Origin of the sequence: Photobacterium damselae subsp. damselae, from assembly GCF_038086725.1 — a bacterium.
GTDB lineage: Bacteria > Pseudomonadota > Gammaproteobacteria > Enterobacterales > Vibrionaceae > Photobacterium > Photobacterium damselae.
The window spans coordinates 1,467,161-1,487,345 of record NZ_CP146970.1; the positions used below are offsets into that span (position 1 = coordinate 1,467,161).

The window sequence follows — 20,185 nt, forward strand, 5'->3', positions numbered from 1 at the left end:
AGAAATATTCTCGTTAACACATATATGAGGGTTTCAACCAATAAATGCAAGCTTTATATGTGCTTCATGACTGATTTTTTTGCATTAGCCCACAAGCTAACCCCTTGAACAACAGTATATTTCCATTTGTGTTTTTTATGTGAGTAAAGTTGTAAATGGATGTTTCAACTGTCTAACATCTATCGTTATCGAATCGGCGGAGCATACTGAATACCGCCATCAATCCATAACGCATTGAGCCCTCGTTCCATCTTAAGTTTAGATGAATGACCTAAGGTGCGTTCATATATTTGGCCATAGTTCCCAACTTGCTTAATGACCTGGTAACGCCAATCAAGAGGAAGTTGAAGCCCTTCACTTAAGTTGTCTTTGGTTGAGAGAAAACGAGCTATATGGGGGGTAGATGAGTCTTTTAAATCATCAATATTTTCAGAGCTAATACGATTTTCTTCGGCATTAAGTAATGTAAACAGCGTCCATTTTACGATGTTAAACCACTGGCTATCGTTGTCACGTACAACTGGACTTAAAGGTTCTTTAGAAATAACGCTAACTAATATATGAGCTGATAGGGGATCTTTTAATGATTGTTTAATGGAATATAAGCCTGCCTTATCACTGCTGATAACATCACATCGATTATCTTCAAAGGCAGTCACTAGTTGTGGTTTCGCATCAAAGGGGATGGATTGAAACGGCTGTTTTATTTGAGCAAAATATTCAGAGAGATTAAGTTCTGTTGTCGTGCCCGTTTGAAAACAGATTCTTGGATTTGATAACTCCGTAATTTTATTAATGTTAGCTGAGGTTTTGACTAAGAAACCTTGCCCATCGTAATAACTAACGCCTGTGAATAATACATTTAATGAGGTGTCACGATGAAGCGTCCAACTGGTATTTCGTGCCAATAAATCAACATCGTTGTTCTGTAATGCAAAGAAGCGCTCTTTAGCTGTGAGAGGGATAAATTTTACCAGACCTTTATCTTTTAATACTGCCGCAGCAACAGCTCGACAAAATTCAACATCAAATCCGTGCCAAATCCCTTTTTGATTGGGCTCAGAAAATCCTAATAATCCAGTACTCACACCACATTTGATGTAACCTCTTTTTTTTACTGTCTCTAATGTTGAGCTTGCTACCGATGCATAACTGAACAGTAGAGCAACTAATACAAGCCCTAGCTGTTGTATTGATAATCGATGATTAACCATGGCTTTCATCCTTGCTAAGCATTATGCATTGAGTATAGAAAGCTCTTTGGAAAAAAGCGAAAATGAAATTGGCTAGGTCTATGTTTTTCAATACGAAAAAAGCCTAGATAGGAACATCTAGGCTTTTCGTGACAGATCTATTTTTTTACAATGTTTAAGCAGATGCTAGTTTTTTCTCAAGGGCTTCTGCATCAACTTTTTTCGTAATAAATGATAGTACAACAGCAACAGCAATCATGACAGAACATACTGTATAAGCTAATGTGTAAGTGCCTGTTGTATCAACTGCGAATGCGGCAACGACTGGACCAATAAAACCACTTACACCCCATGCTGTATATAGCACACCGTAGTTAGCACCGTAGTTTTTAAGACCATAGAAGTCGGCAATAATTGAAGGGAATACTGCCAGTAGAGTACCGTAACCCACGCCAGCAACTGCAGCGCCAATAATTAGAGTGAAATCTGTTTTAAAGCTTGCAAACATAACCATATTGATACCTTGCATAATAAAAGCAAGCATCAGTGTTTTTACGCCACCTATTTTATCAGACAGAATACCTGCAACAACACGACCACCTGAGTTGAAAATAGCCAAGATAACAACAAGGTATGCAGCATCTGTGATATTAGCTTGCGTTGCAGCAATCGACGTGATGTTACCGATGATCATTAAACCTGCCGCTGACGCAAAAGCGTACATTACCCATAGAGAGTAAAACTGAGGTGTTTTCAACATTCCACGCCAGTTAATATCAACGATCTTAGTTGACTTATTTGTTGCATCGTAACCTTTAGGAGCTTCTGGCACGTAGTCAGCTGGTGGATTATTGATAGTAAATGCTAATGGAACCGCAATAATAATAACGGCAATACCAAGAATTAAGAAGCTGGTGTTAATACCATAAGTTGAGATTAGCATTGATGTTAGTGGAGCAAGGTAAACCGCAGCTAAGCCAAAACCTGCAGCAATTAAGCCATTAACTAACCCTTTTTTCGATGGGTGGAACCACTTCATCGCTGACGGACTTAGGCAGGCATAGCCAAAACCAATACCACAACCAGTTAAAATACCAAAAGTAAGAACCAGCATCATAGGTGAATTAGCAAAACTCGATATAATCATGCCAAGACCAACCATCACAGTACCTAAAATAAGCACTTTGCGAGGGCCCATACGGTCTTGAAGAATACCAGCAACAAGAAGGGATAGAGAGAAGGTAATAATGGCAACTGTGTATGGTAGTGATGCGTCAGCGTTTGACCAGCCAAGATCAACGACTAGAGCTTTTTTGAAAACACTCCACGCATAAAGGATACCCATACAAAGGTTGATACAGAATCCTGCGAATAGGATCTGCATTGCTCTATCAAATTTCTTCATTGTTCTCTCAAAAAATAAAATGCTAACGACAACTAGCTGTGATAGGTATCACGCTAATCAGCAAAATGAGCGCGGATTCTATCAGTATTATTTTTTGAGAAAATAGGGGGAAAAGATTTGTTACAAATGAAAGGGGTTTGTCATATTTCAGCTTTTTTCTTCATAATCCTTATAGGGAATATGGTTCTGAAATATAACAAAAAGGGAAGGCATAAAACCTTCCCTTTCGAGTGATTTCGATACTAACTGTTAGTTTGGTGCGATAAACATCAAGTAACCTTGTAGCACAATTAGGTTGGCAATATCGATGAAGAATGCACCAACAATAGGAACAACCATAAAGGCTTGCGGCGATGGACCATAACGAGACACTAAAGAGCCCATGTTCATCACAGCTGTTGGGGTTGCACCCATACCAAAACCGCAGTGGCCACCGACAATAACCGCAGCATCGTAGTTACTACCCATAACACGGAATGTCACAAAGTAGGTAAATAGACCAAGAACGACCGTTTGAACTGCAAGAATAGCTAGCATTGGTAGTGCTAGATCCAGCAATTCCCATAGGTGCAAGCTCATTAAGGCCATAGCTAAGAATAGCGATAATGAAATGGTACCTAATGCATCCACTGTTTCATTGTTAATTTTGTATGCTTTAGTACTTTCACAAATATTAGTAATAAACACACCAATAAACAGAGAATAAACAAACTCTGGAATATTGAGCGAGCTAATACCAAAACCATCAATAAAGGTTTTTACATGTGAAGCACCAGCCACACAAACAAGAAGAATAAAGAGAACCTCAATAGTTGTTTTAGAGGTTATGCGATCTTCTTCATTTTCACTGTATGTCACCAATTCAGGGTGTTGGTCATGGTGGTTCTTACCTTCACCAAATGATGAAGTTAAGTTATGTTTCTTGATCAGTCTTTGTGCTATCGGACCACCAATAATACCACCCATTACTAGGCCAAACGTTGCCGCTGCCATCGAAAGTTCAAGTGTATTGGTTAAGCCGTATTGTTGGGCAAAAGTTTGAGACCAAGCGGCACCTGTACCGTGTCCACCAGATAAGGTAATCGAGCCAACAATTAAGCCAAGTAGTGGATCAAGTCCAAGTACTTTCGCTAAGCTAACACCAACAGCATCCTGAATAATAATAAATACTGTAGCTAAGCCTAAAAATAGTAATACACGTGAACCACCTTGTAGAAGTAGCTTATAACTCGCTGCTAGGCCTACCGTGGCAAAAAACATTTGCATTAATGTGTCTTTCATTGAGAGTTTGAAAACAACATCAATACCTTCTAAATGAAGTAATGTAATTAAGATAGCAACGATCAAACCACCAACAATAGGTTCTGGAATATTGTATTTTTGCAGAACCTTGATTTTAGAGTTAATAAATGAGCCAAGAAAAAGCACAATGATTGCGATAAGCAATGACTCAAGTTCATTAATATGAATTGTTGTGTTCATCATTAATCTTCTTCGTTCTTTCTTATGAGGGCTAATTTTAACCCCTAAAAAGCCTTCTGCATATATTGCATTAATTTATTATTTAGTGTAGGCGATGAGAAAAAACTTTGAGTGATATTTGTTGTTTATGTTAAAAATGACAAATCCAAAATATAATTGTTTCCTATATGTTTATTTATTGTTTTGTTTATTGTTGTTCATTCTAATCTTATGGTAGTTGCATTTTTATTTGTTAACCTTTCCATTTTTGGGATTATTATTGGAGTGTTAATTTTATTTTCTTTTATTTCATGTATTTATGTTTTATATGAGGGTGTGTGTTTAGCAAGTTTCCTTATGTTCATATCATATGGTGTGTAATCAATAAGTTAATATGAAATATGATTTGCCAAAACTGAAATAAAAAATAAATTTAATATTCTCATTTGATGAGATTGCGGGAAAAATAATCTAAATTTCATTGATTATTTTTCCTTCATATTTATAAAAACGCCATTCAATTGTTAAATTAAGACATTTTTCTGGTTAATGAAACGGCGTTCGAAAGATTGTTTCTGATAATAATAAAAAAAATCCTCTCATAGAGTGAGAAGAACCAGTAGAAAAGATCCCTTAATTCATTAGTTGTAATTCTCAATAGGCGAGATATAGCGAAATTTTTACTCTCTATAAGGTTGTTTATTCTATATATGAGAAGACGCATGGTTAATTTTGATAAATAGGAGAAAGTTAAAAAGAGGAAATTTTTATAGGTGGTGTAGTGATAAACTATGAATGAGGTAAAGTATGCAGAGTAAGGATAATAGAAATCGGACTTCTTGTAGGATAAAAAGAGGAAATTAACCCCAAACAGTAACGTTAAAAATAATCGATTACTGTTTGGTCTATCTAATTTATTTTAACGCTTCACCAATTTTAGCTCTTTACGTAATTGCTGAATGTATGCAATTCGATTTGGATCTGCAGGTCGAGTTGGTTTTTGTTGTTTTTGCTGAGAAACGGCCTCATTTTCTAATACGTACCGACCACTAATACGATAATGCTGCATTTTCGTTTCTTCTTCGGCCTTTCTTGAAGCAAGCTCCTGCTCTTTAGCCAGTGCTTCTCTTGCTTTACTTTGATCGGTTGGGTCTACCACAACATGAGTACGCTGAGGATAGGCTTGTGGTTTACCTTGTATTTGTGCGTTCTGTTTTTGTTTATTAAGATCATCAAGGTAATCACTGAAACTTTGATAATTGTTAAAATTCATTTTTTGCACCGTGAGCATCAACCATAGGTTTATTGTATACCTAAATGAACCGAATAATCGAGTAGGGATTATCAATACACAGGCTCTACACCCAAGTAATTCTCAAGTTTAGGCTTCAATAAGAAAGACTTGGTAAAGTGAGGGTTACACAACAGGGCCTGTATCAAATTTGCACCAGCACAAGGTATCTGAATTGGTTTTATCAAGTGGTTTGGGTATATGCTGATTAAGAATTATACTCTAGTAGACGCCATTTGGGAGTACGACCTATGATAACCATTGCACGTTTTCTTTTTCCTCACGAAGCACATATTGCGAAAGCCAGTCTAAATTCGGCAGGAATTCATGCTTTTCTTGCCGATGAACATACGGTGAATATGCAGTGGTTATATTCTAATGCGATGGGTGGCGTAAGACTTATGGTCGAGGAAGATCAAGCAGAAGTCGCGGCCGATTTACTTGCGAGCGATTTTTCTCATTGTTTAGCTGATTCTGAACATGGCGAATGATTCTCATTGTTTAGCTGATTCTGAACATGGCGAATGATTCTTACTGTTACACAAAAAATGTGTTTCAAAATCTTGAATTGGCATTGGTTTTCCAAAGTAAAACCCCTGTAACTCATCGACGTTAATTGAGTTCAAGAAAGCGGCTTGATGTTTATCTTCTACACCTTCGGCAACAACTTGAAGATTCAAGCTATGAGCCAGTTCAACAATGGCTTTGGATATTGTGATGCTGTCGGCACAGAAAGGTAAGTCTGTAACAAAAGAACGATCTACTTTCAGAATGTGGATTGGAAACTTATGAAGATAGGCTAGGGATGAATAGCCTGTACCAAAATCATCAATGGCAATCTTGACTCCAAGCGTCTGGAGACGAGTTAATGTATCCAGGGCCAGCTTAACATCCGTCATTAACATACTTTCTGTGAGCTCTACTTGCAGCAAACTAGGATCACATCCTGTAAGAATAATATTACGCTCAAATGTCTCGACGATATCTGAGTCTTGCAATTGTTTTGCCGATAGGTTCAATGCTAGATGTATCTGTAAACCTTTATCCTGCCATCTTTTTAAAGTCATACAGGCTTGGGTAATGAGTTGTTCACCAACGGGAATGATTAACCCTGACAATTCCAATATAGGGATAACATCAATAGGGGATGCTAATTTTCCATATGGATCTCGCCATCTTAGCAAAGCCTCTGCGCCAACTAATTTATGAGTACATGTATCTACTTTAGGCTGATAAAATAATTCGTATCTATCTGTACCAATTGATTCTCGCAATTGCATTTCAAGTTCTAACCGTTTAGTTGATCGCTCTGCCATTTCCATCTCAAAGTAACAATCTCTATTACGTCCACGATCTTTAGCTTCATATAGTGCAATATTCGCATATTTAATTAAACTGTCGGTTGTAATCGCATCTTGAGGGTATCGAGCGATACCAATACTGATGTTGATTGAAATATTTTTATGTCGAATTTGTATTGGTTGGCTTACATATTCATGAATTTGTTGACAAAAGCGTTGGAAATCTGGAATTAAAGATAGATTAGTTAAAAAGATAGTGAATTCATCACCGCTAACTCTTGCTATAACGCCTAATTGTGCAAAAATTTGTAGTCGTTGTGCAATAACAAGTAATATCTCATCTCCGCATTCCATGCCTAATGTTTCATTTACTGTTTTAAAATTATCTAAATCTATATCTAATAAAATAGCTGGATTTTCTGAAGATTGAATATAGTTGGCTATTTTATTTACAAGATGAATACGGTTCGGTAAATTAGTTCTTTCATCATAATGAGCTAATTTTTTCAGTTTATTCTCTGCAATAATTTGTTCTGTAATATTTCTTGTAATTGAAACATAATGAGTGATATCGCCATTGCTATTTTTAATCGGTGATATTTTTTTATGTTCGTAGATGGTTTTATTATTATCAATATAATCTACGACATATTGGACTGTTTCTCCTCGTTGTATTTTTTTGTGCAATTGTTCTAGCTCTAAATCTGAAATATTATAAGGTTCCAATAATACTTCAGCTTTGGTTCCAACCAATTCATAGGATCTCTTGTTTTTTGATAGCTCAAACGATTTATTAACATATTCAATGAGCCCTCCAATGGTAATAATTACAATGCCATCATCACTTTGCTCGATAACCTGGGATAAGTTCCTGATTTTATTTTCTCTTTGTACCCAGTAAGTTATATCTTTTATATTGAATAGAAACTCATCTTGATTAGTAGAGTCAATTTTAGATACCATCAGCTCAATATGACGAGTTGATATTGTGTTTAGAATTGTTTTTGATTTAAAAATAGTATGCTTAGAATTTGGCTGCTCTTTATTTACAAGGTCAAATAGTCGTAGTATCTCAGCTATTACAGTTTTGTCAGTTGTTATAGATAAGATAGATTGGCCAACACTGTTTGTGGTGATGTTAAAGATACTACATGCTGCATAGTTTAATGATTTTATTTGTTTCTTACCGTTGATTAAAATTAATCCATCTGCCGTATTCCTTATTACTGATGAGTATCTGTCTAAAATATTATCACGCTCTTTTCTCAATTTTTTTTCATAAAAGAGTTGTTGAGAAAAGTGCCAAGCAAGAACGATACAAGCTGAAAAAAGTGACATAATAAAGAAAATAAAAGCAATGATTTTTATAATTCTTTGCTGTGAATATAAAAGATGATTAACCTCTTGATTAATATTGTTTTTTGTTACAATTATCCAAGGTAAATTCACTGATGGGATATTACTATTTGATGCTGTTATATTGCTTAATGAAAAGTTTGTAAATGTAAAAAGTTGGTCTTCTATAATAAATTGACCTTGATTATTGTTTTTTATTGAATTCCATTCTTTTCTATGTGACGTACTGAATCTATCATTTGTCATCGAGTAGGGCCAAAGTTCGCTTTCGGCTCTCATTAGAAGGATACCATTTTCATCAAGAATAAAATTTTGGCCATTAGTCCAAGAATAATCTCTAGAAAAATCATTTAAAAAGGTATTAAGGCGATAAGAGAGTAGAATTGAAGTGTGCTCTTTTGCGTTAATCGTCGTGATGAAGTTATATAAGATCTCATCTTGATAGTATAAAAAGGGAGTCACGAGAATTGAGAATTTAGGTATGGAATTTTTCGTTGTTTGATAATGACGATAGACATCTTGGGGCGGAAGATTTTCTTGAGAGTTAGGCGAGTTTGCTTGAATTATGGGATAACCATTTTCATCTAGTAATGCAATAGAAAAATATTCAGGCGTATTGATCATCAGTTGTTTGAATGTTTTTCGGATCTCATCAATTGATAATTTATCGTCATATTGTTGCTGAATTTTTCCTGAAAGGTAAGTTAAATCATGAATAGTCGATTTAAAATGCAATTTATGAATTTGCATTAAAGATGAATGGTAGTTGCGCTCTTTCTCTTTCACTCGCTCTTGTAATTGGGCAACATCTTGTTGATAGAAATACCACGAAGCGGTTGCAACGACAGCAATCAAAGGTAGCAAAATTCCAATAAAGCGAATTAGAACTTGTTTCATATTAGACTTATATCCCTATATTCATCTATACATGAGTATAGCGATATAAGTCTAAAGTTGCATATATTTATGTCTACTTTGTTGGATAGAGCTTAGGCTGCAGCACTACGGGCATTGGCATATAGTGCGTTAAGTTGCTGAATGATAAATTCTGACCCTTCATTGTTTTCAATAGTATGAGAAAAATGGTTAGGCGTCTCAAATACATGCTTAATCGCAGCAGCGCTCTGATTTGATATACCGTTATGGCGATGCTCTAATCTTTTATGGATAAGAGAGTCAGATGCTGAAACCATAATAAGTTCTAAATTTTCAATACTTTGCAGTAAATAATGGCGATGTTTGTTCTTGTATGCACCTTGTGTAACGACAATTTTTTTGTGTTGTTTTTGTAATTGTTTGATACGAGAGACAATTTTAACAAAAAAATCGTCACGCATTTGTTCCGTAAAAGGCTTCTGTTCGCTAATGACTCGACGCATTTCTTGAGTTAAATCTTCATCTGCATGATATACATGCCAGCCACTGTGTTGACCGATTACGTCTCCAACATAAGATTTCCCAGCCCCTGATAGGCCAAAAAGAAATAAAACATTTGGTGCGTAGGTTAGATTCAAACTTGGTGTCATCAGCCGCCTCTCTGAGAGCTGGAAGTAAATTGGAAATAGTAACAATCTGCATGACGATAGCAAGCAGGTGCGTACTTTGCCAAATTATGTCTATAGATCATAGGATAATCTTATGAAATCCTAACTTATGTTTAATTTTTACACATAAATTTGAGTAGAAACAGGAAATGCTCAAATAATTTGTATTATATATGGTAGTGAATGAATTTATTAAATCTCTAGTGTTAAAGGAATACGCAATCATGCAATCCATTCTTATTATAATTAATGATGCTCCATATGGGAGTGAACGCCCATTTAATGCGCTACGTTTAGCGATTAAACTCAATGAGCAAGAATTAGGGGCGGCTCAAGTTCGAATTTTCTTAATGTCTGATGCGGTAACCTGCGCTATTGCTAAGCAGAATCCAGCCGAAGGTTATGATATTCAGCAAATGTTAGAGATTGCTTTAGCTCAGGGAAGCGAGATCAAAATGTGTAAAACGTGTATTCAAGCGAGAGGGCTTAGTGATATCGCTCTTGTAGAGGGGTGTTCTGTTGCAACCTTGGATGATTTGGCACAGTGGACTCTTGAGGCTGATAAAGTGTTTACCTTTTAAAGGTTGATGCCTCTTACGCACATAAAGAAGCGAACAAAGGAAAATGAGGCTCTGGTGTAATATGACCAGAGCCTTATTTAGTTAGAAGTTAAATTGTGACGATACTTTTTTAGCGACTTCTTCAGCAAGAATATGGTGGGTGTGAGTCGTTGGATGGGTGACACCCCAAAACATATAACTGTCTGAACCATAGCTTGCACAATCGTTGGTTAAAGCATGACTCATTAAATAGTCTTTAGATGAACTTCGGTTGATATTTAAACAGGCATCTTTAATGTTATGGAAACCATATTTAGCAGGTGTTGTTGTCATATCATTAAATAAAGCCATTGAGTCAAATAATGCAACATTGTGGCCTTCCATACGAAAACGCATCGCCTCAGCTGTGACATACTGATTAAATTGCTTAATTTTAGCGCTCACTTCTTGTGCATGTTCAGGTGTTGAGTATTTAAATTGAGGGGCAATAGAAGCATCTGGTAGCGTTAAAACAACAATATTTTCGGCACCATTTTGGAATAGCGTTGTGAGTGCTGTTGTGAAATCCTTTGAGACTTCAGCAACAGTGCGGTTGTAATTGATAAAATCATTTAAACCAAATTCAATCGTAAACAATGTATTTTGAGGATTATAGTTTTTCGCCATCGTCATATATTGAAGATAGGAGTTCACTTGGTCATGAATACCCGATAAGAATCCATATTCAGTCTCACCCGCAGCTCCACCGACAGCCCAAGTATAAAGCGGTAAGTGTTTTTCCTGCGCTAGGTATTCAGTCCAGACAAATCCATTACTGAAGTGGCCTAAGAACCAAGAGTTTGGGTTTGGGAAGCGCCATTGAAACGCATTAAAGATATTTCCGGTATCAGAGATACTGTCACCAAAACTTACGATTTTATTAATTTTACCTGCCTGGTTTGATTTATCGTTTGTCCAAAATGAGTGATTAAATGAATAACGCATATCAGAGGCAAAATAGGTAATATCAGCAGCGTTATGATCAATACCTAAAGTTTGTTTACACTGCTGTTTAATAGTCTCTTGGCCTACATCGGTAAAAAACATATTCATCGGTGATACTGAAGAATACCAGTATCCTGGAACTGTATAATAACTACCATCACTGTTTTTGGCCCATTTCCACTCTGTGCTTGCCTCGTCATGAGTTGCACCAGAACGATACCAACAGCGCACATAAGTATAAGTGGATTTACCTGGATCGAGAGTTGGTTGATCCTGTGCAAATACATTTTGTGAACACAGTAAAGCAAGCGTCAATGTAAGTACTGACTTTTTCATAATTGATTTAACCTAGCATGAGTTGAAAGTGTTGCTGACGATAACTCTCTTATTTTTATTCTTATTTGGAATATTTCTCTTTTGATACAAGTTAGCAAGTAGATTACTGCTATTATGAGAGGGGGATCCAACGATTAACTAATAACTCAATGTTTTTTATATAATTAACTATAATTTACAAATAACACGCAATAAAAATATGCGTATAATTTATTTTAAGTTTTTTGCTGCTATGGAAACACAATGCCTATCTGTTGTATTAATACTTAGTTTAAAGCTTCTTAGGTATTTCCCATCTTAAGAGGGTGAGAACTGATGAGATTATTTGGTATTTAGTTATAGGTTTACTACTTTTATAGAAGTGTTTTCTGTCGCTATCATTTTGCAAGTTATTGACAGTTGTTACATTATAACCTGATACAGTGTTCGAAATTCCATGAGTTATGATCACTGGATATTACAATTAAAACAATTATTCTGTTTTGTGTTGCAGTAAGAAGGATTTAGATATGTATAAAAAATTATTAGTTGTCGCATTAGGTTCAATGACATTAATGGCTTGTGATGCTAAAGATCCACAGCCAAAGCAAGACACTCAAGTAGAAGCGCAAGCTGAGCTACAGCAAAAAGCGGCTGATTTACAAGAGTCGGCAAAAGATCTACTAAATACCGCATCAGAAAAAGCGGGTGAGCTAGGCGATTCTGCGAAAGCTGCGGCAGATGATGCTTCACAAAAAGTAAAAGAGTTAAGTGATTCAGCGAAGGTTGCTGCAAGCGATATGTCAGATAAAACAGCTGAGCAAGTCAATGAGGCTGCAGATAAGATCTCTGCTGCTGTTGCATCTGGTGCTGATGAAGTTCGTAAAGCAACCTCTCCTGAGTGTGCTGAATCTCACCACAGTTTGCCTGGTGGCTGGTCTAAAGGCGAGATTACCCCTGAAGTTATCGATGCAGCAAATGCCGCAGTGAAGAGCCTTGGTGCAGATCAAAAACTAAAACAAGTTGATTCTGTGAGCCAGCAAGTTGTTGCAGGTCTTAACTACTATGTTAAGTTTACAACTGAAGATGGTAAAGAGTACGCAGCGAAAGTATTCCGTAGCCTAAAAGGTGAGTACGACGTAAAAGAAGTAAAACTTGCTGAAGAGACTGAACATCACTGCGGATCTCATCACGAATAAGAAAATACGCAAGTAAACGATACTTAACCTATTGAGTATCAAGTATAATGACCATCAAGGTTCTATTCTAACTTTGGTTAGAGTTTAAGAGTCTTGGTGGTTTTTTTATTGAAAGGAATAGAATATTGGAACAGATGCATTTTGAGCGAGAAGATTTTAGTCAACAAGATTTAGCAGGACAAATATATCGCCACTGTCGTTTTATTCTGTGTGACTTTTCAAGAGCTAACCTTACTGATACTCAGTTTATTGATTGTTCCTTTATCGAATCTGGCGATAGTCAAGGTTGTGACTTTGCATACGCCCAGTTAAAAGATGCCAGTTTTAAAGGGTGTAATCTAAGTTTTGCTAACTTTCGCGGAGCACAGTGTTTTGGCCTTGAATTGAGAGAAACTAATTTGCAAGGGGCCGATTTTCAGCAGGCTTCATTTACTAATTATATCTCTCATAATACGTATTTTTGCTCAGCTTATATTTCGGCATGCAACCTTTCATACTGTAACTTTGAAGATGTGAAATTCGAAGAGTGCGAGTTATTTGAAAACCGGTGGAATGGCGCCAATTTATTAGGGGTCTCGTTTGTCGGTTCTGATTTAAGTCGAGGAGAGTTTTCTCAAGAGCAGTGGCGGCAGTGTGTTTGGCATAAAGCAAATTTGACTCATGTAGATCTTGATGGTGTTGATATTCGCTATGTTGATTTTACTGGAGTACAAATTTGTGATTGGCAGCAAGAGCAGTTACTCAATCAATTGGGTATTGTGGTTCTGAGCTAAGCAGAAACGTTCACCATATTCATGGTATTTAATACGGTGAACGCATGAATCGGTAATTACCAACTCCCGGTATTTTCCATAGAAAGCCACGGTTCTGCTGGTGGTAATGGCTCACCTTTTTGTAGTAGTTCAATCGAGATATCATCGGGTGATTTTACAAATGCCATATGACCATCGCGTGGTGGTCGATTAATGATAACACCCGCTTGTTGCATGTGTTCGCATAGCGCATAGATATCATCGACACGAAATGCTAAATGACCAAAATTACGACCGCCAGTATATGTTTCTGAATCCCAGTTATAGGTAAGTTCTAATAATGGACTTTTTGTCTGCTCAGCTTGTTTAGCATCACCGGGAGCAGCAAGAAAGACTAGGGTGAAACGACCCTTTTCACTCTCTTTTCGATGTGTTTCCACTAACCCTAATTGATTGCAATAAAAGTCGAGAGATTGGTTCAGATCCGCCACTCGAACCATAGTATGTAAATATTCCATTGATAACCTTTCTTATGTACTGACTGCTTATATCCAAGTAACTTGATAATAGCGAAACTAGAATCAGTTCGCTACTTCAAACGCGAGCGCTCTTTTTTCTACTTGACGGAAAATTAAGGTTAAAATTCCATTAACTAATAAGTACATAGCACCTGCAATACCAAACACTGTTAAGGTATCGTATGTTTGCCCATTAATACGTTGTGCATAGCCCATTAAATCCATAATGGTGATCGTACTGGCTAACGATGTCCCTTTAAATACTAAAATAACTTCATTTGAGTATGCGGGTACTGCACGGCGGATGGCAAAAGGTAATAAGACCCCGAGAGACTGGCGGGTATTCATTCCTAAAGCTCGACAAGCTAACCATTGGCCTGACGGTATTGCATTAAACGCCCCTTTGAACAGCTGTGTACTATAGGCGGCTGTGTTTAGAGCTAGCGCGAGCATGGCACAAAACCAAGGTTGACTTAACCAGTGCCACACAAAACTGTTCCTTACTGCTTCAAATTGTCCTGGTCCGTAATAAACAAGAAATATTTGAACCAGCAATGGTGTGCCAGTAAATAGGATAATGATCCCTTTGTTAAGTTGAGAGATAACGGGGGTTTTTAGGATCAAACTTAATGTCATGAGTAAGGCTAGGGTACAGCCGACAGCTAAAGAAACAACGGTGAGTTGTAAGCTGGTACCTAATCCTTCAACGAGTTGCCAAAAATAGTGCTCATTCATTATGAAACTCCTTGAGCAATAGGTTTCTTGCTAATTTTCTTTTTACTTTTTATATCGTAACTTTGGGTATCTTGAATCTGATATTTCTTTTCTACTACTTTGATAAGCTGTTGAGTTAATAACGTAATGACTAAATAAATAGCAGCCGCTGTTGCATACCAAGTAAAACTCTCATGAGTTGCTGCTGAGGTTAATTGTGCTTGTTTTAATAGATCCGTGACTCCAATGAGCGAGACAAGCGCAGTATCTTTTAGCAGCACTAACCATTGATTGGTTAAACCTGGCAAAGCATGGCGTACAGTTTGTGGCAAAATAATTTTGAAAAAAGTACGCCCCGAACTTAGCCCCAATGCGGATGCGGCTTCTCTTTGCCCCTTTGATACGGCTTTAAGAGCACCTCGGATGGTTTGAGAGGCGTAAGCTGAAAAAATAAGGGAGAGAGCAATGACTCCTGAGAGAAAAGGGCTGACTTCAATGTAGTCGCCAGTGATATAAAACAAAATCTGAGATGAGCCAAAGAAAATAAATAATACAACCAGTATTTCAGGTAACCCACGAAGTAGAGTAACCCATCCTGTTGTTGTCCAAGCTAATAATTTATGCCGCGACATCTCACCTGCTGCAAAAATCACTGCTAATACCAAACCGACAGCAAGGCTGGTAAAAGCGAGCTGAATAGTCATCCAACTCGCTTCTAGCAGGGATAAAGAGTAACCTGTTAATCCCATTTTTTTACCGTATCTTATTTATTACTAAAGTATTTATCGTAAATAACTTGGTACTGACCGTTTGCTTTCACTGTTTTAAGCGCGGTATTTAGCTTATTGATCAACTCTTGGTTTGATTTATTGACTGCAATACCAAAACCGTTGCCGAAATACTTTTGGTTGGTAATAGGTTTACCAACATAAGCTAAATTAGGATCTTTTTTGAACCATTCCGCAACCACTGCTGTATCACCAAAGACAGCATCAATACGTCCATTTTGCATATCAATAAATGCATCTTGATAGCTTGAATACGGTACTGCGGTCACTCCAGACATATTATCAAGCAAGTAACTTTGGTGTGTGGAGCCATTTTGCACCCCGATACGCTTACCGTTTAAAGCTGCTTGATCGGCAACTTTATCTTTTAGGCTGACAAAGGCGGCTGCATTGTCATAGTAGGGTTCTGAAAAACTCACTTGTTGCTGACGAGCTTCAGTAATATCGATACCAGAAATGGCGGCATCGTAGCGTTTAAACTTTAGAGCGGGGATTAGGCTATCAAAAGCTTGATTATGGAACGTACATTTTACGTCCATCTGTTGACAAAGGGCGTTAGCCAAATCCACGTCGAAACCTTGAATCTGATTATTCTCATCAATGTACTCAAATGGGGCATAAGTTGCTTCCATTGCGAACTTTAGTTCTTGCTCGGCTGCTAGAGCGTGAGTTGATGCCAGGCCAATCAGGGTTGCTAAAACAATCTTTTTCATCGCGTTACTCCATGCGAACTTATCGCTGCTTTATATGTTGTGTTTAATTAATGTTTTAAGTAATCAGAAAATGCTTGCGTTTTGGGTGATGTAAATGAACTGCTATCGCCATGCTCAACGACTTTTCCTTGTTCCAAATACAAAATATGACTGGCTACTTTTTTGGCAAAATCGACTTCGTGTGTCACGATAATTTGAGTAATACCCGTCGCACTTAATTGTTTGATGATATTGACTACTTGTGCGGTAATTTCAGGATCAAGTGCCGCAGTCGGTTCATCAAATAGGAGGACTTCAGGCTTCATCATTAATGCTCTTGCAATCGCCACCCTTTGTTGTTGCCCACCAGATAGGTGTAAAGGCCAAGCATCCGCTTTATCTTCTAAATGAAGTGTTTTCAAAATATCTTTTGCCTCTTTTATTGCTTGGTCTTTGTTAAGTCCTGCAACTTTTATTGGCGCTTCAATTAGATTCTCTAAAACCGTCATATGAGGCCATAGATTATATTGCTGAAATACCATGCCTACTTTTCGTCGTAGTGCTAAGCCCTCTTTTTCACAGATACCAGCATCGAAGTTATACCGACCATTGGCGATATTGAGTTGCCCACTGTTTGCATCTTCAAGAAGGTTTAGCACTCTTAGAAGAGAGCTTTTTCCTGCACCACTAGGACCGAGCAAAACCAAAGTGTCACCTTGATCACATTCAAAGTTGATATCGTGAAGCACTTGGGTGGCCCCATAGGATTTATTTACATTACTAACTTGAATACCCATGTTAAAAATCTGCATTATTTCTCACCTGTGATTTATACTATCCCAATTGTTTTTTTATGCAATAAAAATGTATAAAAATTTTTATTGCTGTGTTTTCTTATTAATTAATGGGTTTTTGCTAGTTTTTTAGTCTGCTTGTGTTGGTTTTTAGTCCGCTTCTACTACTTGTGATAAAAGAGTACCGTGATGGATTCTTATTTGTTGGTTGGTGTGGTTTGCATAATTATTTCTTCTTTATTTAATATTGGCGACTTTGAATGCAAATAACTAGCAAAAGTCTGCTTAAAAAAGACTGTTATCGCTAGAAATATGCATAAGAAGGAATAAACAGACAAATAGGGGAGAAGAAAAGAGATGGGTGTGTATCTATAAAGAAAAAGCCACCGCATAAGACTCTTTATTAAAAGCAGACTTAAGCGAGTGGCTTGGTTGTTACATTAGCGATATAAATAGAGCGCTAACTTTTCAGTATTAAGCTTCGGCAGGTTTCATTGACTGCTGATGGTGCGCACTTTTTACAAATGAGTAGCCAATTAACGTTACGAATCCAGCAATGAACATACCTGTAGTCACTGTAATTAAGCCATAACCTGCAAATGTTGATACAAGGCCACTTGCCGCAAAACATACCATTGTTTGCAAGAAGTTCAGTAAGCCCGCCGCAGTTGCACTACAGTGTTTAAAGTCGCCTAATGCTGAGTTAATCACGATTGGGTAAATTGCACCATTTGCTACAGCAAGTAGACAGAATGGGATAAGAATTGGCCAAATCGTTGTAACTTCCATGCTGATAGAAATAACAAACATGATAAGCACACTAGCGAAAAACAGAACCAATAACCAAGGTAGAATCTGACGACCTTCGTAACGGTTAAGTAAAGTACGACAACCATAACCACCAACGATAAACGCTACGGTTTGAGGTGCGTAACTTAAGCCGATATCTGCGCCAGAGTAACCCATCGCTGACATGACAAATGGTGAACCTGTTAAGTAGGCAAAGAAGGCTGCTGAACACGCGGCAAAGATAAGCATGTTACCAACAAATTTCTTTGAACTTAAAATATCACGGTAGTCACGGCGTAACTGAATCGATACTTTTTCATGTTCTTTATCGATTGGCGCACTTTCTTTTTCGCTTAGTGTCATAACACACATGATGACACCAAAAGCGACAAGTGTAATAAAGATACTACGCCAGCCTAGTTGATGCTCCAGCATAGCACCTGCAAGTGGCGCCAGCGCAGGAGATAAAGCAACAAGAGGCATGATGGTCGCAAAGATACGCTCTGAAGTTTTACCGTGGTAGCGATCAACAACAACGGCTTGCCAAATAACAGTTGCAGAGCAGGCACCTAGAGCTTGAACAAAACGGGCAATTAAGAAAGTTTCAATGTTCGGAGCAATAGAGCAAAGTAGTGTAGCGACACTGAATAATGCCATACCGCCTAAAAGAACCTTTTTACGACCGATGCGATCAGATAAAGGTCCATAGACAAGTTGACCTAGTGCCATTCCAAGTAAGAATACACTAAGAGTTAAGCCGATTAATGATTGCGTTGTACCAAATGCAACACGAATCGTTTCAAATGCTGGTAGATACATGTCGGTTGCTAGGAAACCAAGCATACTTAAACATGCAAACCAGATTAGAGTCATTTTGGATGGTTGTTGATTCATTATTATAGTCTTTTATTGGTGTTTCGTTATTGTGTAGTGTACCCATAGCCAAATGCGCTGTGAAACGGTAAAATTTAAACATTGCTTTCAAAAAATTTGATGTGAAATGTTCTCTTATCATGATCTCCTTGTTATCGACGTTGTCGCCCGTCGTGGCAGCTTTTCCGCCGCTGCTGAAGAATTACACAAAGTTCCAAGTGCGATAAGTTATACAGTTCGTTTAATAGAAGAGCGATTAGCTGTCGATTTATTTGTTCGCATGCATCGGCAGGTGAAATTAACGCCTGCAGGTGAGTATTTTGTCGAAGAAGCCCGCAAGTTGATTAAACAAATGGAGCAGATCAAATTTCGTACTCAACAAGTCGCTAATGGTTGGTCAGAGAGTGTCTCGGTTGCGTTAGATACCGTGGTTCGAGAACGTCAGGCCAATATGCTGGTAAGAGATTTTTATCGTGAATTTCCCGATGTTGAGTTGCATCTTACAATGGAAGTGTTTAATGGTGTTTGGGATGCTCTTGCTGATGGTCGCGCTGATATCGCCATTGGTGCGACAGCTGCGGTTCCTGTGGGAGGAAATTTTGACTATCGAGACATGGGAATGCTGACTTGGACTTTTGTACTCGCGCCAGATCACCCATTAGCCGATGCTAAAGAACCATTAACCTCAGATGAGTTAGCCAAATACCCTGCAATCTGTTTGGAAGATACATCAAGAACTCTGCCCAAACGAGTTACTTGGTTAATGGATAACCAGCGACGAATTATGGTTCCTAATTGGCACAGTGCGCTGCAGTGTTTAAAAGCGGGGTTGGGAATTTCTGTGGTACCCACTCATATGGCCATACCATTATTAGAGAAAGGGGAGTTGGTTGAACGTGAGTTGGCGGTTAAACCTGCTGTCAGTCCATGTTGTTTGGCTTGGAATAAAGAACGATTAAGCCCTGCGGTAACATGGATTTTAGATTATCTCGGTGACAGCGACAAACTGCACCGAGATTGGATGCGTTAAGGCTGCTGTTTTAATGTTTGGTAACCAGCCCAAATACGAGTCGCTGTTGTCACCCAGCAAAGGGCTCCAAATATCCACGCAATTATCGAAAAGTATGAGGGAAATAGACAGAACAAAATAAAGCAAGCAATGGTTTCTGTTCCCTCGGTTAACCCACCAATGTAATAGAGTGATTTTTGTTTATACACTGGGCTTTCGATATTACGCTTACCTGCCATAATCGCAAATGCCAGAAAGCTCGAACCTGTGCCAATAAATGAGTAAATTAAGAAAGCGCCAGCAATTGCATTATTATTTGGATCGGCTAACACAAATCCAAATGGCACTAAAGAGTAAAAGATAAAATCCAACGTAATATCTAAAAAACCGCCGCAATCGGTAATACCTTGGCGGCGTGCAATCGCACCGTCTAATCCATCTAATAGGCGATTAATAACAATAAAGACTAACGCCAAGTCATAACGTTGAAAAGCAAGGGCCGGTAGAGTAAATAGACCAATAATAAATCCTGTGATAGTTACTTGATTGGCGCTAATACCCAATTTATCAGGTAAAGCAGCTAGCGTTTTAAGTGGCCATTTTATAATTTTTATTGCGTAGCGATCTAACATTCGAGTTCCTATTCA

The 20,185-nt window shown here is 37.8% G+C and carries 18 protein-coding genes and 1 pseudogene; 5 read left to right on the forward strand and 14 right to left on the reverse strand.

Annotated elements, in window-relative coordinates; translation table 11 throughout:
* Positions 1-185 precede the first annotated feature (185 nt).
* The 4 genes from WAX86_RS06685 to WAX86_RS06700 form a co-directional block, all read right to left on the reverse strand.
* Positions 186-1,214, reverse strand: a complete 1,029-nt coding sequence (locus tag WAX86_RS06685; RefSeq protein WP_341489310.1) for an amino acid ABC transporter substrate-binding protein — start codon at positions 1,212-1,214, stop codon at positions 186-188.
* A 154-nt stretch (positions 1,215-1,368) separates the two neighbouring features.
* A complete protein-coding gene (locus WAX86_RS06690; protein WP_341489311.1) occupies positions 1,369-2,598 on the reverse strand; it encodes an OFA family MFS transporter in 1,230 nt (409 codons plus the stop codon).
* 249 nt (positions 2,599-2,847) lie between these two features.
* A complete protein-coding gene (gene gltS, locus WAX86_RS06695) occupies positions 2,848-4,080 on the reverse strand; it encodes a sodium/glutamate symporter (RefSeq protein WP_065172193.1) in 1,233 nt (410 codons plus the stop codon).
* A gap of 898 nt (positions 4,081-4,978) precedes the next feature.
* Complete coding sequence (locus WAX86_RS06700) at positions 4,979-5,332, reverse strand: hypothetical protein (protein WP_044175542.1); 354 nt, start codon at positions 5,330-5,332, stop codon at positions 4,979-4,981.
* A gap of 269 nt (positions 5,333-5,601) precedes the next feature.
* On the opposite strand from WAX86_RS06700, the pseudogene WAX86_RS06705 reads away from it, so the two are divergent.
* Positions 5,602-5,817: pseudogene (locus tag WAX86_RS06705) on the forward strand (DUF2007 domain-containing protein); the annotation flags it as partial.
* A 27-nt stretch (positions 5,818-5,844) separates the two neighbouring features.
* Here WAX86_RS06705 and WAX86_RS06710 read toward each other — a convergent pair.
* Together WAX86_RS06710 and WAX86_RS06715 are read right to left on the reverse strand one after the other, a co-directional pair.
* Positions 5,845-8,904, reverse strand: a complete 3,060-nt coding sequence (locus WAX86_RS06710) for an EAL domain-containing protein (protein WP_341489312.1) — start codon at positions 8,902-8,904, stop codon at positions 5,845-5,847.
* Between the two features lie 92 nt (positions 8,905-8,996).
* A complete protein-coding gene (locus WAX86_RS06715) occupies positions 8,997-9,533 on the reverse strand; it encodes a shikimate kinase (RefSeq protein ID WP_341489313.1) in 537 nt (178 codons plus the stop codon).
* A gap of 242 nt (positions 9,534-9,775) precedes the next feature.
* Between WAX86_RS06715 and WAX86_RS06720 the strand changes: the two genes are divergently transcribed.
* Positions 9,776-10,132, forward strand: a complete 357-nt coding sequence (locus WAX86_RS06720; protein WP_341489314.1) for a DsrE family protein — start codon at positions 9,776-9,778, stop codon at positions 10,130-10,132.
* Between the two features lie 81 nt (positions 10,133-10,213).
* Here WAX86_RS06720 and WAX86_RS06725 read toward each other — a convergent pair whose 3' ends face one another.
* Complete coding sequence (locus WAX86_RS06725; RefSeq protein WP_341489315.1) at positions 10,214-11,431, reverse strand: SGNH/GDSL hydrolase family protein; 1,218 nt, start codon at positions 11,429-11,431, stop codon at positions 10,214-10,216.
* A gap of 509 nt (positions 11,432-11,940) precedes the next feature.
* Here WAX86_RS06725 and WAX86_RS06730 point away from each other — a divergent pair.
* The gene (locus tag WAX86_RS06730) at positions 11,941-12,609 is read left to right on the forward strand and encodes a cystatin domain-containing protein (protein WP_050787765.1); all 669 of its coding nucleotides are present in this window, start codon (positions 11,941-11,943) and stop codon (positions 12,607-12,609) included.
* A gap of 134 nt (positions 12,610-12,743) precedes the next feature.
* Positions 12,744-13,382, forward strand: a complete 639-nt coding sequence (locus WAX86_RS06735) for a Qnr family pentapeptide repeat protein (RefSeq protein ID WP_044177240.1) — start codon at positions 12,744-12,746, stop codon at positions 13,380-13,382.
* A 56-nt stretch (positions 13,383-13,438) separates the two neighbouring features.
* On the opposite strand, the gene WAX86_RS06740 is transcribed toward WAX86_RS06735, so the two are convergent.
* The 6 genes from WAX86_RS06740 to punC all read right to left on the reverse strand — a co-directional run bounded on the left by WAX86_RS06740 (position 13,439) and on the right by punC (position 18,550).
* Positions 13,439-13,879, reverse strand: a complete 441-nt coding sequence (locus WAX86_RS06740; RefSeq protein ID WP_341489316.1) for a VOC family protein — start codon at positions 13,877-13,879, stop codon at positions 13,439-13,441.
* Between the two features lie 63 nt (positions 13,880-13,942).
* Positions 13,943-14,614 (reverse strand): arginine ABC transporter permease ArtM, encoded by a 672-nt coding sequence (gene artM / locus WAX86_RS06745; protein ID WP_065172157.1) that lies wholly within the window; start codon positions 14,612-14,614, stop codon positions 13,943-13,945.
* Entirely contained in the window at positions 14,614-15,342 is a 729-nt protein-coding gene (gene artQ / locus WAX86_RS06750; RefSeq protein WP_005299714.1) for an arginine ABC transporter permease ArtQ, read from the reverse strand. Before artQ ends, artM begins: the two co-directional genes overlap by 1 nt.
* Positions 15,343-15,356: 14 nt before the next feature.
* Positions 15,357-16,094, reverse strand: coding sequence for an arginine ABC transporter substrate-binding protein (locus WAX86_RS06755; RefSeq protein ID WP_341489317.1), 738 nt, complete (start codon positions 16,092-16,094; stop codon positions 15,357-15,359).
* A 47-nt stretch (positions 16,095-16,141) separates the two neighbouring features.
* Positions 16,142-16,870, reverse strand: a complete 729-nt coding sequence (gene artP / locus WAX86_RS06760) for an arginine ABC transporter ATP-binding protein ArtP (protein ID WP_068969348.1) — start codon at positions 16,868-16,870, stop codon at positions 16,142-16,144.
* A gap of 471 nt (positions 16,871-17,341) precedes the next feature.
* Positions 17,342-18,550 (reverse strand): purine nucleoside transporter PunC, encoded by a 1,209-nt coding sequence (gene punC / locus WAX86_RS06765; RefSeq protein WP_005299707.1) that lies wholly within the window; start codon positions 18,548-18,550, stop codon positions 17,342-17,344.
* Positions 18,551-18,656: 106 nt separating this feature from the next.
* On the opposite strand from punC, the gene punR reads away from it, so the two are divergent.
* Entirely contained in the window at positions 18,657-19,559 is a 903-nt protein-coding gene (gene punR, locus WAX86_RS06770) for a DNA-binding transcriptional activator PunR (RefSeq protein WP_065172153.1), read from the forward strand.
* Here the strand turns inward: punR and WAX86_RS06775 are convergent.
* The gene (locus WAX86_RS06775; protein WP_044175552.1) at positions 19,556-20,170 is read right to left on the reverse strand and encodes a CDP-alcohol phosphatidyltransferase family protein; all 615 of its coding nucleotides are present in this window, start codon (positions 20,168-20,170) and stop codon (positions 19,556-19,558) included. The two genes, punR and WAX86_RS06775, sit on opposite strands and share 4 nt — an antisense overlap.
* Positions 20,171-20,185: the final 15 nt, after the last annotated feature.

What these genes read in the sequence shown, in the direction of transcription:
- punR (WP_065172153.1), top strand. Translation starts at nt 18,657, where the DNA reads ATGTTCTCTTATCATGATCTCCTTGTTATCGACGTTGTCGCCCGTCGT.
- WAX86_RS06690 (WP_341489311.1), bottom strand. Translation starts at nt 2,598, where the DNA reads ATGAAGAAATTTGATAGAGCAATGCAGATCCTATTCGCAGGATTCTGT.
- WAX86_RS06725 (WP_341489315.1), bottom strand. Translation starts at nt 11,431, where the DNA reads ATGAAAAAGTCAGTACTTACATTGACGCTTGCTTTACTGTGTTCACAA.
- gltS (WP_065172193.1), bottom strand. Translation starts at nt 4,080, where the DNA reads ATGAACACAACAATTCATATTAATGAACTTGAGTCATTGCTTATCGCA.
- WAX86_RS06735 (WP_044177240.1), top strand. Translation starts at nt 12,744, where the DNA reads ATGCATTTTGAGCGAGAAGATTTTAGTCAACAAGATTTAGCAGGACAA.
- artM (WP_065172157.1), bottom strand. Translation starts at nt 14,614, where the DNA reads ATGAATGAGCACTATTTTTGGCAACTCGTTGAAGGATTAGGTACCAGC.
- artQ (WP_005299714.1), bottom strand. Translation starts at nt 15,342, where the DNA reads ATGGGATTAACAGGTTACTCTTTATCCCTGCTAGAAGCGAGTTGGATG.
- WAX86_RS06710 (WP_341489312.1), bottom strand. Translation starts at nt 8,904, where the DNA reads ATGAAACAAGTTCTAATTCGCTTTATTGGAATTTTGCTACCTTTGATT.
- WAX86_RS06775 (WP_044175552.1), bottom strand. Translation starts at nt 20,170, where the DNA reads ATGTTAGATCGCTACGCAATAAAAATTATAAAATGGCCACTTAAAACG.
- artP (WP_068969348.1), bottom strand. Translation starts at nt 16,870, where the DNA reads ATGGGTATTCAAGTTAGTAATGTAAATAAATCCTATGGGGCCACCCAA.
- WAX86_RS06720 (WP_341489314.1), top strand. Translation starts at nt 9,776, where the DNA reads ATGCAATCCATTCTTATTATAATTAATGATGCTCCATATGGGAGTGAA.
- WAX86_RS06730 (WP_050787765.1), top strand. Translation starts at nt 11,941, where the DNA reads ATGTATAAAAAATTATTAGTTGTCGCATTAGGTTCAATGACATTAATG.
- WAX86_RS06685 (WP_341489310.1), bottom strand. Translation starts at nt 1,214, where the DNA reads ATGGTTAATCATCGATTATCAATACAACAGCTAGGGCTTGTATTAGTT.
- WAX86_RS06740 (WP_341489316.1), bottom strand. Translation starts at nt 13,879, where the DNA reads ATGGAATATTTACATACTATGGTTCGAGTGGCGGATCTGAACCAATCT.
- WAX86_RS06715 (WP_341489313.1), bottom strand. Translation starts at nt 9,533, where the DNA reads ATGACACCAAGTTTGAATCTAACCTACGCACCAAATGTTTTATTTCTT.
- punC (WP_005299707.1), bottom strand. Translation starts at nt 18,550, where the DNA reads ATGAATCAACAACCATCCAAAATGACTCTAATCTGGTTTGCATGTTTA.
- WAX86_RS06700 (WP_044175542.1), bottom strand. Translation starts at nt 5,332, where the DNA reads ATGAATTTTAACAATTATCAAAGTTTCAGTGATTACCTTGATGATCTT.
- WAX86_RS06755 (WP_341489317.1), bottom strand. Translation starts at nt 16,094, where the DNA reads ATGAAAAAGATTGTTTTAGCAACCCTGATTGGCCTGGCATCAACTCAC.